The 13,351-nt window shown below is 66.9% G+C and carries 11 protein-coding genes; 10 read left to right on the top strand and 1 reads right to left on the bottom strand.

The window, feature by feature from the left end:
• Positions 1–36 precede the first annotated feature (36 nt).
• The 7 genes from gcvP to ArtHe_RS14005 all read left to right on the top strand — a co-directional run bounded on the left by gcvP (position 37) and on the right by ArtHe_RS14005 (position 8,016).
• A complete protein-coding gene (gene gcvP / locus ArtHe_RS14035) occupies positions 37–2,871 on the top strand; it encodes an aminomethyl-transferring glycine dehydrogenase (RefSeq protein WP_248317517.1) in 2,835 nt (944 codons plus the stop codon).
• A gap of 12 nt (positions 2,872–2,883) precedes the next feature.
• Entirely contained in the window at positions 2,884–4,005 is a 1,122-nt protein-coding gene (gene gcvT, locus ArtHe_RS14030; RefSeq protein WP_248317516.1) for a glycine cleavage system aminomethyltransferase GcvT, read from the top strand.
• A gap of 151 nt (positions 4,006–4,156) precedes the next feature.
• Positions 4,157–4,534 carry a glycine cleavage system protein GcvH gene (gene gcvH, locus ArtHe_RS14025; RefSeq protein ID WP_066302203.1) on the top strand — a complete coding sequence of 126 codons (378 nt, stop codon included), beginning with the start codon at positions 4,157–4,159 and terminating at the stop codon, positions 4,532–4,534.
• Positions 4,531–5,832 carry a serine hydroxymethyltransferase gene (gene glyA / locus ArtHe_RS14020; protein ID WP_282568690.1) on the top strand — a complete coding sequence of 434 codons (1,302 nt, stop codon included), beginning with the start codon at positions 4,531–4,533 and terminating at the stop codon, positions 5,830–5,832. The genes gcvH and glyA overlap by 4 nt, the downstream gene beginning before the upstream one ends.
• Positions 5,833–5,854: 22 nt before the next feature.
• Positions 5,855–7,267, top strand: coding sequence for an L-serine ammonia-lyase (locus tag ArtHe_RS14015; RefSeq protein WP_248317515.1), 1,413 nt, complete (start codon positions 5,855–5,857; stop codon positions 7,265–7,267).
• A gap of 90 nt (positions 7,268–7,357) precedes the next feature.
• Positions 7,358–7,591 carry a hypothetical protein gene (locus ArtHe_RS14010; protein ID WP_248317514.1) on the top strand — a complete coding sequence of 78 codons (234 nt, stop codon included), beginning with the start codon at positions 7,358–7,360 and terminating at the stop codon, positions 7,589–7,591.
• Positions 7,592–7,593: 2 nt separating this feature from the next.
• Complete coding sequence (locus ArtHe_RS14005; protein ID WP_248317513.1) at positions 7,594–8,016, top strand: ChaB family protein; 423 nt, start codon at positions 7,594–7,596, stop codon at positions 8,014–8,016.
• A gap of 15 nt (positions 8,017–8,031) precedes the next feature.
• Here the strand turns inward: ArtHe_RS14005 and ArtHe_RS14000 are convergent, their stop codons facing one another.
• Positions 8,032–8,784: an SDR family oxidoreductase gene (locus tag ArtHe_RS14000; protein WP_248317512.1), complete on the bottom strand. Its 753-nt coding sequence runs from the start codon at positions 8,782–8,784 to the stop codon at positions 8,032–8,034.
• Positions 8,785–9,024: 240 nt separating this feature from the next.
• On the opposite strand from ArtHe_RS14000, the gene ArtHe_RS13995 reads away from it, so the two are divergent.
• The 3 genes from ArtHe_RS13995 (at position 9,025) to ArtHe_RS13985 (ending at position 13,288) form a co-directional block, all read left to right on the top strand.
• Positions 9,025–10,746: an L-lactate permease gene (locus ArtHe_RS13995; RefSeq protein ID WP_248319811.1), complete on the top strand. Its 1,722-nt coding sequence runs from the start codon at positions 9,025–9,027 to the stop codon at positions 10,744–10,746.
• Complete coding sequence (locus ArtHe_RS13990; RefSeq protein WP_248317511.1) at positions 10,746–12,140, top strand: FAD-linked oxidase C-terminal domain-containing protein; 1,395 nt, start codon at positions 10,746–10,748, stop codon at positions 12,138–12,140. Before ArtHe_RS13995 ends, ArtHe_RS13990 begins: the two co-directional genes overlap by 1 nt.
• 128 nt (positions 12,141–12,268) lie before the next feature.
• The gene (locus ArtHe_RS13985; RefSeq protein WP_248317510.1) at positions 12,269–13,288 is read left to right on the top strand and encodes an LLM class flavin-dependent oxidoreductase; all 1,020 of its coding nucleotides are present in this window, start codon (positions 12,269–12,271) and stop codon (positions 13,286–13,288) included.
• The last annotated feature ends 63 nt before the right edge of the window (positions 13,289–13,351 follow it).

Raw genomic sequence — 13,351 nt, 5'->3', positions numbered from 1 at the left:
CATCGGCGTACCCTCGCCCGCCTTTTGGAGCCTCCCATGACAGCAGTTCCGTCCACCGCAGCCTTCGTCGACCGCCACATTGGTGCGCGCGCGACTGAAACCGACGCCATGCTCAAGGCCGTCGGATATGACACCCTCGACAACCTCGTGGACGCTGCCGTTCCGGCCGCCATCCGCCAGGACACCCCGCTGGTGCTGGGCACGGCCCAGAGCGAGCAGGAAACGCTGGCCGAGCTCCGCCGCATTGCCGCGAAGAACAAAACCGCCGTGCAGATGATCGGCCAGGGTTATTTCGACACCCACACTCCTCCGGTGATCCTGCGCAATGTCGTGGAGGATCCCGCCTGGTACACGGCCTACACCCCGTACCAGCCTGAAATCTCCCAGGGCCGGCTGGAGGCCCTGCTGAACTTCCAGACCATGGTCCAGGACCTCACCGCCCTGCCCGTCGCCAACGCGTCGCTGCTGGATGAAGCCACCGCCGTCGCGGAGGCCGTGCTGCTGATGCGCCGCTCCAACAAGGCCAAGTCGGAAGGCAAAATCGTCCTGGACGCCGACGCCCTGCCGCAGACCATCGCGATCGTCCGCGGCCGGGCCAAGGCCCTCGGGTTCGACGTCGAGGTCGCTGACCTTTCCGCCGGCCTGCCCGACGGCGAGATCACCGGTGTTGTCCTGCAGCAGCCCGGCGTCTCCGGCGCCGTTCGAAACCAGGCCGCCGTTATCGCCGAGGCCAAGGAGCGCGGTGCCCTGGTCACCGTGGCAGCCGACCTCCTGGCCCTGACCCTGCTGACTCCTCCCGGAGAGCAGGGCGCGGACATCGCCGTCGGGTCCGTGCAGCGCTTTGGCGTTCCGCTCTTCTTCGGCGGCCCGCACGCCGCGTACATGGCTGTGCGCAAGGGGCTCGAGCGCTCTCTGCCCGGCCGCTTGGTCGGCGTTTCCAAGGATTCCGCCGGCACCCCGGCCTACCGCCTGGCGCTGCAGACCCGCGAGCAGCACATCCGCCGGGAAAAGGCGACCTCCAACATCTGCACCGCACAGGCGCTGCTGGCGATCGTGGCCTCCATGTACGCCGTTTACCACGGGCCGGAAGGCCTGAAGGCAATTGCGCTGCGCGTCAACGGTCACGCCCGTGCCCTGGCTGGCGCCCTTTCCGCGGCCGGCATCGAGCTGGTCTCCGACACCTTCTTCGACACCGTTACCGCCCGGGTTCCCGGCCGCGCAGCCGACATCGTTGCCGCTGCGGAGGCGAAGGGCATCAACCTGCGGCTGGTCGACGCCGACACAGTCGGTGTGTCCGCTGACGAGACCACCACAGGCGCCGTGATTGCCGACGTCGCCGCCGCCTTCGGTGCCGAGCCGGCTGAGGCTGCCGGGTTTGAACTTCCGGCGGAGCTGCTGCGCACCTCGGAGTTTATGACCCACCCGGTGTTCTCCTCCTACCGTTCCGAAACCCAGATGCTGCGCTACCTGCGCCGCCTCTCGGACCGGGACCTCGCCCTGGACCGGACCATGATCCCGCTGGGCTCCTGCACCATGAAGCTCAACGCCACCGCGGAAATGCAGGCCATGACCTGGCCCGAATTCGCCTCGATCCACCCCTTCGCCCCGGATTCCCAGACCGAGGGCTGGCGTGAACTCATTTCCGACCTTGAGGCCCAGCTGGCCACCATCACCGGGTACGACCAGGTGTCCATCCAGCCCAACGCCGGTTCCCAGGGCGAGCTGGCGGGTCTGCTCGCCATCCGCGGCTACCACCACTCCCGCGGGGACGTGCAGCGCAACATCTGCCTGATCCCGGCTTCCGCCCACGGAACCAACGCCGCCTCCGCTGTTCTGGCCGGCATGAAGGTCGTGGTTGTCGGAACCGCCGGCGACGGCGCGATCGACCACGCGGATCTGCGCGCCAAGATCGATGCCCACCGCGAAAACCTCGCCGCGATCATGATCACCTACCCCTCCACCCACGGTGTGTACGACGACGACGTCCGCGACGTCTGCGACGCCATCCATGAAGCGGGCGGCCAGGTTTACATCGACGGCGCCAACCTCAACGCCCTGGTCGGGCTGGCCCAGCCGGGCGAGTTCGGGGGCGACGTCTCCCACCTGAACCTGCACAAGACCTTCTGCATCCCGCACGGCGGCGGCGGCCCCGGCGTCGGCCCGGTGGCTGCCAAGGCCCACCTGGCTCCGTTTATGCCCGGCAACGCAGCCGCCTGGGACGGCGGCGAGGACATTCCGATCTCGGCTTCCCGCTTCGGTTCCGCCGGCGTCCTGCCGATCTCCTGGGCCTACGTCCGCCTGATGGGCGGGGACGGTCTGACCTCCGCCACCAAGAGTGCGCTGCTGGCCGCGAACTACGTTGCCGCCCGGCTGAACGACTACTTCCCGGTGCTCTACACCGGCAAGGGCGGGCTGGTGGCCCACGAGTGCATCCTGGACCTGCGCGACCTCACCGCCAAGACCGGCGTCACCGCCGAGGATGTGGCCAAGCGCCTGGTCGACTACGGCTTCCACGCCCCCACACTGTCCTTCCCGGTGGCAGGAACCCTGATGGTCGAACCCACCGAGTCCGAGGACCAGGGCGAGATTGACCGGTTCATCGACGCGATGATTGCCATCCGCGCCGAGATCGACCAGGTTGCCGCCGGCGACTTCACGGTCGAGGCCAGCCCGCTGCGGAACGCACCGCACACCGCCACGGTGGTGGCCGGCAACGACTGGGACCGTTCCTACCCGCGCGAACAGGCTGCCTTCCCGCTGCGCAGCCTGCGGACGGATAAGTACTTCCCGCCCGTGGGCCGCATCGACGGCGCCGCCGGGGACCGCAACCTGATCTGCTCCTGCCCGCCGATCGAAGAGTTCGAGAACTAGGAGACTTTGACAATGACCGAGCAATACACAGCGCTTTACGAAGAGCACAAGCGCCTCGGCGCCTCCTTCACCGACTTCGGCGGCTGGCAGATGCCGCTGAAGTACAGTTCCGAACTTGCTGAGCACCACGCCGTCCGCAAGGCCGCCGGCCTGTTCGACCTTTCCCACATGGGCGAAGTCCGGGTCTCGGGTCCGCAGGCGGGCGCGTTCCTGGACTACGCGCTCACCGGCAAACTCTCCGCTGTGGCCGTTGGCCGGGCCAAGTACTCGCTGATCACAAACGCCGACGGCGGGATCATCGATGACCTGATCAGCTACCGGCTGGGGGACAACGAGTACCTGGTGGTCCCCAACGCCGGGAACGCCGCCGTCGTCGCCGCCGAACTGACCGCCCGCGCCGAAGGATTCGACGTCACGGTCAAGGATGAAACAGCGGCCACCTCGCTGGTGGCCATCCAGGGACCCGTTGCCGAAGCGATCCTGCTCGATCTGGTCCCCGCCGCGCAGCGGGAGCTGGTCACGGGCATGAAGTATTACGCGGCCGCTCCGGTTGAGCTGAACGTGGACGGCAGCGCGCACAGCCTGCTCGTGGCCCGCACCGGCTACACCGGTGAGGACGGGTTCGAGATCTACGTGCCCAACGACGCCGCGCCGGCGCTGTGGCAGGCGCTGCTTGCCGCCGGAGCGGAACGGGGCCTGGTTCCCGCAGGTCTGGCCTGCCGCGACTCGCTGCGCCTCGAGGCCGGCATGCCGCTCTACGGCAACGAGCTCAGCCTGGACCTGGACCCCTACGCAGCCGGCCTCGGCGGTGTGGTGGCCCTGTCCAAGGACGGCGACTTCGTCGGCCGTACGGCGCTGGAAGCCAAAAAGCAGCAGGTCCCGGCCCGTAAGCTGGTGGGCCTGAAGGGCTCCGGCCGCCGTTCGGCCCGCGCACACTACCCGGTCCTCAAGGACGGGCAAGTGGTCGGCGAAGTCACCTCCGGCGCTCCCAGCCCGACCCTCGGCTTTCCGATCGCCCTTGCCTACGTCGACGCTGCCCTCTCCGAACCCGGCACCCCCCTCGACGTCGACCTCCGCGGCAAACCCGAACCTTTCGAAGTGGTTCAGCTCCCGTTCTACAAGCGCGAAAAGTAGGTATCGGGGGCGGCACGGCATTCTGCCGCCCCTTAGACACCTCGCTCGTTCCTCGCTCGGCGATGCGGGGCTACACAGAACACCGCGCCGCCCCCTTGGCATTCCCTCCTAGACTTTGAACCAGTTGTTCACCACTTGAAAGGCACACACCATGAGCAAAGTAATTGAAGGCCTCCGCTACTCGGCCGAACACGAATGGGTGGACGGCTCCAGCCCCGTAAAAGTTGGCATCTCCGCCGTCGCCGCCGACGCGCTGGGCGATGTTGTCTACGTTGACCTCCCCGCCGTCGGCGACACCGTCACGGCCGGCGAGACCTGCGGCGAGGTGGAGTCCACCAAGTCCGTTTCGGACCTCTACGCACCGGTGTCCGGCACGATCGTGGAAATCAACCAGGAAGCCGTGGATAACCCGGCCATCCTGAACGAAGACCCGTACGGCGCCGGCTGGCTGTTCACCGTTGAGGTCTCGGAGGAGGGTGAGCTGCTGAGCGCTGCCGAGTACGCGGAGAAGAACGGCGGCGAACTGTGACCGATTACCTGAACGCCCACCTGGCGGAGATCGACCCCGAGGTTGCCGAGCAGATCGACAACGAGCGGCGCCGCCAGCAGGACGGCCTGGAAATGATCGCGTCCGAGAACCACACTTCGGTCGCGGTTATGGAAGCCCAGGGCTCCGTGCTGACCAACAAATACGCCGAGGGTTACCCCGGGCGCCGCTACTACGGCGGCTGCGAGTTCGTGGACGTGATTGAAAAGCTGGCGATCGAGCGGGCCAAGTCCCTGTTCGGTGCCGGTTTCGCCAACGTCCAGCCGCACTCCGGTGCGCAGGCCAACGCTGCGGTGATGCATGCGTTGATCCGCCCCGGTGACACGGTCCTGGGCCTGTCACTGGCCGACGGCGGGCACCTGACGCACGGTATGAAGCTGAACTTCTCCGGCCGGCTGTACAACATCGTCCCGTACGGTGTGGATGAAACCACCCACACCGTGCGGATGGAGGAAGTGGAGCGCCTGGCGCGCGAGCACCAGCCCAAGCTGATCGTGGCCGGCTGGTCCGCCTACGCCCGTCAGCTGGACTTCGCGGAGTTCCGCCGGATCGCGGACGAGGTTGGCGCCTACCTGATGGTGGACATGGCGCACTTCGCCGGACTGGTGGCCGCCGGCCTGCATCCCAGCCCGGTACCGCACGCCCACGTGGTCACGTCCACCACGCACAAGACCCTGGCCGGTCCGCGCGGCGGCATCATCCTCTCCAATGAGGCGGAGATTGCCAAGAAGATCAACTCTGCGGTCTTCCCGGGGCAGCAGGGCGGTCCGCTGGAGCACGTGATTGCGGGCAAAGCCACCGCACTGAAAATCGCTGCGACCCCGGAGTTCCGGGAACGCCAGGAACGTACCCTGGCCGGGTCCCGTATCCTCGCCGAGCGGCTGCTCGCCGAGGACGTGGCGGCCAAGGGTATTTCCGTGGTTTCCGGCGGCACCGACGTCCATCTGGTCCTCGTGGATCTGCGCAACGCGGAGCTCGACGGCCAGCAGGGCGAAGACCGGCTGGCGCAGATCGACATCACGGTCAACCGCAATGCTGTTCCGTTCGACCCGCGTCCGCCCATGGTCACCTCCGGCCTGCGGATCGGCACCCCGGCGCTGGCTACCCGCGGTTTCGATGAGGCAGCGTTCCGCGAGGTCGCCGACATCATCGCCCTGGCCCTGATCGCCGGGGAGGACGAGGACCTCAGTGCGCTGAAGGACCGGGTCCACGCGCTGGCCGCGGCCCATCCGCTCTACCCGCAGGTCGCCGACCTCGCCGGAGCACCCACCCGCGTCTAGGCGCGAACTAAAGGACACCCGCATGGCTGTTGGCGTTTTCGATCTCTTCACCGTAGGCATCGGCCCCTCAAGTTCCCACACCGTGGGGCCTATGCGGGCCGCCGCTGCCTTCACCGGCGAACTGGCCGCAGCCGGTGTCCTGGAGTCCGTGGCCGGCCTCCGCGTGGACCTTTACGGGTCCCTCGCGGCGACCGGCCGCGGGCACGGCACCTTCCCCGCAGTCCTGCTGGGGCTTGAGGGCTTTGCCCCGGAGGAAATCCTTCCGGAGGAAATGCAGGACCGGCTCGCCGCCATCGAATCCTCCGGCAAAATCGTGCTGGGCGGCCAGTTCGAGGGCGGCGGAACCCCGCTCGACTACGGCATCGGGGACATGGTCCTGCATCCGCTGACCGTGCTGCCGCGGCACACCAACGGCATCCGCTTCGCTGCCGTGGGCTCGGGCGGCGACGCACTCCATGAAGCCACGTTCTTCTCCGTCGGCGGCGGTTTTATCGTGCGCGACGGCGAGGAAGACACCGCCGCGCTGGAGCTCGCCGCGTCCAAGCAGCAGCTGCCCTACCCGTTCCGCACGGCCGCGGAACTGCTGGTGCACTGTACTTCCAGCGGCCTGGACATCAGCGGGGTGATGCTGGCCAACGAGCTGGTTTCCCGCCCGGAGGAAGAGATCCGGTCCGGGCTGCTGCACATCCGCGACGTGATGGATGACTGCAAGGATTCCGCGATCGCCCGCACCGGCCTGCTGCCCGGAGGTCTGAAGGTCCGCCGTCGGGCACCCCAATGGCACACCCGGCTGCGCCAGGAGGACCCCAACCGGGATCCGCGGTTCTGGCAGGAGTGGGTCAACCTGGTCGCGCTGGCCGTCAACGAGGAGAACGCCTCCGGCGGACGGGTGGTCACCGCCCCCACCAACGGCGCTGCCGGCATCATTCCCGCCGTCCTCTTCTACGCGACGCACTACGCTCCGGGCATGGACACGGCCACGCCGGAGGAGAAGGACGACGCTGTGGTCCGCTTCCTGCTCGCCGCCGGTGCCGTGGGGGTGCTCTACAAGGAGCAGGCCTCCATTTCCGGCGCCGAGGTGGGCTGCCAGGGCGAGGTGGGGTCGGCGTCGTCCATGGCCGCCGCCGGGCTGGCCGAAATCCTGGGCGGCACGCCCGAACAGGTGGAAAACGCCGCAGAGATCGCGATGGAGCACAACCTCGGGCTGACCTGCGATCCGATCGGCGGTCTGGTGCAGGTCCCCTGCATCGAGCGCAACGCCATCGGCGCAGGCAAGGCGGTGAACGCTGCCAAAATGGCGCTCTGGGGCGATGGGGAGCACCGGGTATCGCTCGACGAAGTCATTGTGACCATGCGGGAAACCGGCAAGGACATGAGTTCCAAGTACAAGGAAACCGCGCTGGGCGGCCTTGCCGTGAATGTGGTGGAGTGCTGACACACGGCATGGTCCGTGGCTTGAGCGGCTCCTTGAAGAGTGATAGACCGTAAGGACGCTTAGTAACCTGCCGACCGGAAGGAAAGCACCATGGCCGAACGCGGAAACAGCACCCACGGACGCCGTATGGACGAGGAACTGAAGCACGAAACACAGAACCTCACCCGCAGCGCCGTCCCTGACCACACGCAGGAATGGCGGAACCCCGAACCCATGGCGGATGACACGGACAGCGCCGAGGTCCAGTCGGCTATGGGCCTCGCGTCCGCGGAAGCCGCTCCGGAAACGGAAGCGCGGGCCGGCGTTCCCGAGGGGGAGGACTAGGAGTGCCAAAGACCTCCCAGCGCGGCAACGCGAAAAAGAGCGAACTGCCCTCGACCCTGCAGCGGTCGGACAAAAAGGCCCAGGACACCTTTGCGAAGACCTACGACTCAGCGATCGAGGAATACGGCGACGAGCAGCGGGCGGCCCAGACTGCCTACGCCTCGCTCAAACACACGTATGAGAAGGTCGGCGACCACTGGGAACCCAAGGCCGCCAGCGGACCGTCTGATCAAAAATCCGCTGAAGGCAGGAACTCTACGGCGGACACTGCCGGCGGGGTGGACGCGAACGCGTCCAAGGAGCATCTCTATGAGATCGCGTCGAGGCTGGAGGTTTCCGGGCGTTCCAAGATGACCAAGGATGAGCTGGTAACCGCTATCCAGCAGGCCAACGAGAAGAAGACCCGGGAAGCGCGAGGGGACTAACCCGGATGCGCCGGTTTAGCCCCGGCCCAGGAAGGGCATGCCGGCCGCGGTCAGAACCACCGACCCGGGGTTTGCTGAGGCCGGCAGTCCGGCCATAAACAGAACCGTCCGGGCAGCCTCTTCCACCGGGAATGTCGGTTCCACCCGGCGGGAGCCGTCCGGCTGCAGTGCCCCGCCGTTGGTGATCCCGTCCAGCAGGCCGGTGGCGGCGTTGCCGATGTCGATCTGGGCGCAGCTGATTCCGAAGCTGCGCCCGTCCAGGTCGATTGACTTGGTGAGGCCGGTGACGGCGTGCTTGGTCGCGGTGTACGCGGCCGCCAGCGGGCGCGGCGCGATGGCGGAGACCGAGCCGTTGTTGATGATCCGGCCGCCCCGCGGCTCCTGCCGTTTCATCTGCCGCATTGCCGCGGCCGCGCAGAGCATGGTCCCGGTGAGGTTTACGGCCAGCGTGCTGTTCCAGTCGCTCAGGCTGATTTCGTCAACGGACCCGGCGGGTCCGAAGCTGCCGGCATTGTTGAAGAGCACATCCACCCGGCCAAATGCGCTGGCGGCGGCGCTGAACAGGCGCTCGACGTCGTCGGGCCGCGTGACGTCCGCGGGTACCACCAGGGCGCGCGGATTAGCTTCGGCCGTTTCAACCAGCGCTTCTTCGCGCCGGCCGGCCAGTGCCACCTGCCAGCCGGCGGCGAGGAAGGCGCGGGCCGTGGCCCGGCCAATACCGGAGCCGGCCCCGGTAATAACAGCGGTGCGGGAATTGTTTGAACTCATGAATACATCCTGCCCCAGCGCGGCAAAAGGCGTCCGCCGGAATAGCGGAAATGGATCTATTAGGCACCCAAAGGAAGAGTTTCTGGCGTTTCGGCGGCAAAAGGAGACGGGAGAGCGTTGACCCGTCGGAGGCGCAAGCCTAGGGTCAACCCAACCTAAGTCCCGATCAGGACCGGAGTGATCCGGCCGAGCAAAAACAAGGGAGTTTTTGTGGGTGTCCCTACGGCGCAGTTTGAACAGATGCTCGATCCGGTCGGCAGTTCCCTGGTACTTTCAGCCATCCTGGCTGCGCTGCCGCTCCTCCTGCTTTTCGTCCTGCTGGGCGTCTTCCGCCTGAAGGCGTACCAGGCGGGGATCATTGCCTTGGTGCTGTCCATTCTGCTGGCCATCTTCGGCTGGGGAATGCCCGTGGACCAGACATTGTCGGCCACGGCACTGGGTGCGTTCTACGCGGTATTCCCCATCCTTTGGATCCTTATCAACGCGCTGTGGATCTACAACCTGACGGTGGCAACACCCTGGTTCGATGTCCTGGGCAGGACGATCCGCTCCATCTCGGATGATCTGCGCATCCTTTCGATCCTGATTGCATTCTGTTTTGGTGCCCTGCTCGAATCCCTGGCCGGGTTCGGCGCACCGGTGGCGATTGCGGCGGCCATGCTGATGGCGGCAGGGATGAAACCGCTGAAGGCAGCCATAGTGTCCCTGCTGGCCAATACCGCGCCGGTGGCGTTCGGCGCGATGGCCGCCCCGATTATCGCGCTGAATGGGGTAACCGGGATCCCGCTGCACGAACTGTCCTCCATGACCGGCCGGCAGACTCCGTTCATCGCCCTGGTCGTCCCGCTGATCCTGGTGTTCCTGGTCGACGGCAGACGGGGTGTCCGGCAGACCTGGCCCGTGGCACTGGTGGCGGGGTTCGTTTTTGGGCTCGCCCAGTTTGTGGCCTCGAACTTCTTCGTGGTTGAGCTGACCGATGTGGTAGCCGCCGTGGCAACCGTGATCGCCGTTCTGGCCATGCTCCGGGTCTGGCAGCCCAAGGAACTCATCGGAATGTCGGGGGAAGCCGTTAATGACGACGCCGAGGGGCTCCGCGGCGAGGGCGCGAGGCTCGGCGCCGCGGAGGCAACGGCCACCCTGACCCGGACCGGAGGCGGGAGTGAAACGGGTTCCCCGGCGGGAAGCGGTGACAGCGGGGAGCAGGACTCGGCGAGGCCCCCGGGCCGCAGTGTGTGGCTCGCCATTGCTCCGTACCTGATCATCATCGTGATCTTCTCCCTTGCGCAGATCCCGCCGATCAAGGCGTGGCTGACCGCCGTCGGAGGTGTTACTTTCCACTGGCCGGGCCTGGACGTGGTGAACTCCGCCGGTGATCCCGTGGGGGCGCAGAACCTGCGGTTCGACCATCTGAAGGCGACCGGAACGCTGCTGCTGGTTTCCGGCCTCCTGACCATGCTGCTCTACCGCGTCAAGCCGGCCGCGGGTATACGCATCTACGGGGAAACCCTCAAGACGCTGCGCTGGACCATCGTGACGGTGTGTTCGGTGCTTGCGCTGTCCTTCGTGATGAACCTGTCCGGCCAGACCACCACCCTGGGCGTGGCACTCGCCTCTGCCGGCGGTTTCTTCGCCCTGCTGTCGCCGCTCCTGGGGTGGATCGGTGTGGCCCTGACGGGCTCGGACACGTCCTCCAACTCGCTTTTCGGCCAGCTGCAGGTCGCAGCGGCCAATGAAACCGGGCTGTCGCCCACGCTGATGGCGGCTTCCAACTCCTCGGCAGGCGTCCTGGGCAAAATGCTCTCGCTGCAGAACCTGGCCATTGCGGCAGCCGCGGTGGGCCTGAACGGCGTCGAAGGCACACTGCTGCGCAAGCTCATCGGCTGGAGTCTGGGCCTACTGGTCCTGATGACCCTGCTCATCTGGCTGCAGTCCACGCCCGTTCTGGGTTGGATGGTCCCGTAGTGAGCACCGAATCTCTGCCGTCCCGCACAGTTTCCGAACCTGCGGCCGGCCGGACGGCGGCCCTGCTGGCGGAAGCGGCGCATGCCTCAGTCCATTCCGCGGACCGGGAGGCAGCCGGCACGGACCGGTCCGGGTACCAGCCGCCCAGCCTGCCGGACGGAGTGGTTTTCGCGTACGACGCCGGGGAGGTTGCCAGCGTCCTCCGGCTCGCCACTGCGCACCGGGTTCCGGTGGTGCCACGCGGTGCCGGAACCGGGCTGGCCGCAGGTTCCACGGCGCGGGCCGGGGAAGTGGTGCTGGACGTCTCCCGGATGAACAAGATCCTGCGGATCGATCCGGAGGAGCAGCTGGCAGTGGTCCAGCCCGGCGTCCTGAATGCTGAGCTGAATGCGGCAGCGGGGGAGTACGGACTCTTCTACGCTCCGGATCCGGCGAGCACCGCCATCTGCTCCATCGGAGGGAACATCGCCACGAACGCCGGCGGAATGCGCTGCGCCAAGTACGGTGTCACCCGGGAAGCGGTCCTGGCGCTGCGCGTCATCCTCGCCGACGGGCGGGAACTGCGCACCGGGCGCGAAACCATCAAGGGGGTCAGCGGCTACGACCTCAACGCACTGATTATCGGTTCGGAAGGCACCCTCGGCATCGTGGTCGAGGCGACCCTGCGGCTGCGGCCGCTCCCGGTCCAGACGGCTACGGTCGCGGCGTTCTTCTCCTCCGTGGAGCAGGCTGCGCGCGCTGCCTCGGCGGTGGTTGCGTCCCGGATCCAGCCCTCGATGATGGAACTGATGGATGGGCAGACCCTGGAGGCCGTGGATGCCGCGCTGGGCACGGATTACCGTTCCCGCGGCGCCTCATTCCTCCTGGTGCAGACCGACGGCCACGGCGCGTTCCTGGAACAGGATGTGGTGATGGACGCCGTCGCGCCCTTTGGCACCTGTGAAAAGGCGGTCGATGATGCCCAGGCAGCCGCCCTGGTCACAGCCCGGCGGGAAGCAATTCCGTCGCTGGAAAAGCTGGGCCGGGTCTCGATCGGAGACATCGGCGTGCCCCGCGGCAAGCTGGCGGAGGTGGTGGCCGGGTTGGAGGAGATTTCGGCGCGGACCGGGGTGCGGATCTTCACCGTTGCCCACGCCTCGGACGGGAACCTGCATCCGATGATCGTGATGGATCCGGAGGATTCAGTCACGGAAGGCCCGCCGAAAGCGGCGCTGGGGGAGATGTTCCACCTGGCCAAGTCCCTGGGCGGCACCCTCACCGGTGAACACGGCATCGGCCTGCTCAAGCGGGACTGGCTGGAAGAGGAGCTTGGGAGTGTCTCCCTGGAGGTAATGCACGCGGTCCGGCAGGCACTGGACCCGCTGGGCATCCTGAACCCGGGCAAGGCGATCTAGGCTGACCGTTTGTCCGCCCCTCCCTCGTCCGGGAATATCCCGCCCGGGAATTGGCTTCTATTCATGCATATGCATACAGTTAGATTGGCTGCAGCCAATCTGCCGCACCAGCATGAAAGGCCTTATCCATGCCCAAGAAAATCGGCTTCCTCTCCTTCGGTCACTACCGGGACGTGCCAGGCGCCCGCGTGGGGACGGCGGGGGCCTCGCTGCGCGACAGCGTGGAACTGGCCGTGGCTGCCGAGGAGGCAGGGTTCGACGGCGCCTGGGTCCGGGTCCACCACTTTGATCAGTCACTCGCAGCCCCGTTCCCGCTGCTCGCCGCGATGGCAGCACGGACCACAACGCTCGACGTCGGTACGGGCGTCGTCGACCTGCGCTACGAAAACCCGCTCTACATGGCAGAGGAGGCAGCGGCCGTTGATCTGCTCAGCAACGGACGGCTGCAGCTGGGGATTAGCCGGGGATCACCCGAACCTGCCGCCGATGGACAGGCTGTCTTCGGGTACACCCTCGGTGAGAACGAAACCTGGGCAGAAAACACGCGGGCCCGGGCCAGTCTTTTCCGCCGCGCCATCAGCGGCCAGCCAGTGGCTCATTCGCAGCCCGCTCTCAGCCGGGGGCTGGCGCCGGACCTGGCGGTCCAGCCCCAGTCGCCTGGGCTCCCGGACCGGATCTGGTGGGGAGCGGCCAGCTATGATTCGGGCCTGTGGACTGCCCGCTCCGGCATGAATCTGCTGAGCTCCACGCTGCTGCTGGCGGACGACGGGCGTCCCTTCCATGTCCAGCAGGCTGACCAGGTGCGGGACTACCGCAAGGCCTACGCTGAGTGCGGGCATGCCGGATCTGGGCTTTCCGCAGTGACCCGCAGTGCGTTCCCAATCACCACGGATGCGGACCGGCGGTACTTCGGCCTGCGGAACGAGTCCCAGGAAGGTGTTGGTGTGATCGACGGCCTGGCCGCGCGCTCCGGGCCGACCTTTGCCGGCGCTCCGGAACAGGTAGCCCGGCAGCTGGCCGCCGATGATGCCGTGACGGAGGCCGACTACGTGCTGTTCGCGCTGCCCAGCCAGCTCGGCGTGGATTACAACGCGCATCTGATGCGAAACATCGCCGATGTTGCCCGGGAACTGGGCTGGAAGGACTAGCCCGCTCGGCTGGTTGCGTGGTGCCCGCTTCTCTGCGGAGAAACGGGCACCATGTTTTCGCTT

This window comes from Arthrobacter sp. Helios (assembly GCF_023167125.1).
In the GTDB taxonomy this organism is placed as follows: Bacteria; Actinomycetota; Actinomycetes; order Actinomycetales; family Micrococcaceae; genus Arthrobacter_B; species Arthrobacter_B luteolus.
The sequence above is the reverse complement of the archived record's forward strand: the minus strand, read 5'-3'. Positions and strand labels throughout refer to the sequence as shown.

Coding starts and splice junctions, on each gene's coding strand:
- gcvP (WP_248317517.1), top strand. CDS start 37: ATGACAGCAGTTCCGTCCACCGCAGCCTTCGTCGACCGCCACATTGGT.
- gcvT (WP_248317516.1), top strand. CDS start 2,884: ATGACCGAGCAATACACAGCGCTTTACGAAGAGCACAAGCGCCTCGGC.
- gcvH (WP_066302203.1), top strand. CDS start 4,157: ATGAGCAAAGTAATTGAAGGCCTCCGCTACTCGGCCGAACACGAATGG.
- ArtHe_RS14015 (WP_248317515.1), top strand. CDS start 5,855: ATGGCTGTTGGCGTTTTCGATCTCTTCACCGTAGGCATCGGCCCCTCA.
- ArtHe_RS14010 (WP_248317514.1), top strand. CDS start 7,358: ATGGCCGAACGCGGAAACAGCACCCACGGACGCCGTATGGACGAGGAA.
- ArtHe_RS14000 (WP_248317512.1), bottom strand. CDS start 8,784: ATGAGTTCAAACAATTCCCGCACCGCTGTTATTACCGGGGCCGGCTCC.
- ArtHe_RS13995 (WP_248319811.1), top strand. CDS start 9,025: ATGCTCGATCCGGTCGGCAGTTCCCTGGTACTTTCAGCCATCCTGGCT.
- ArtHe_RS13985 (WP_248317510.1), top strand. CDS start 12,269: ATGCCCAAGAAAATCGGCTTCCTCTCCTTCGGTCACTACCGGGACGTG.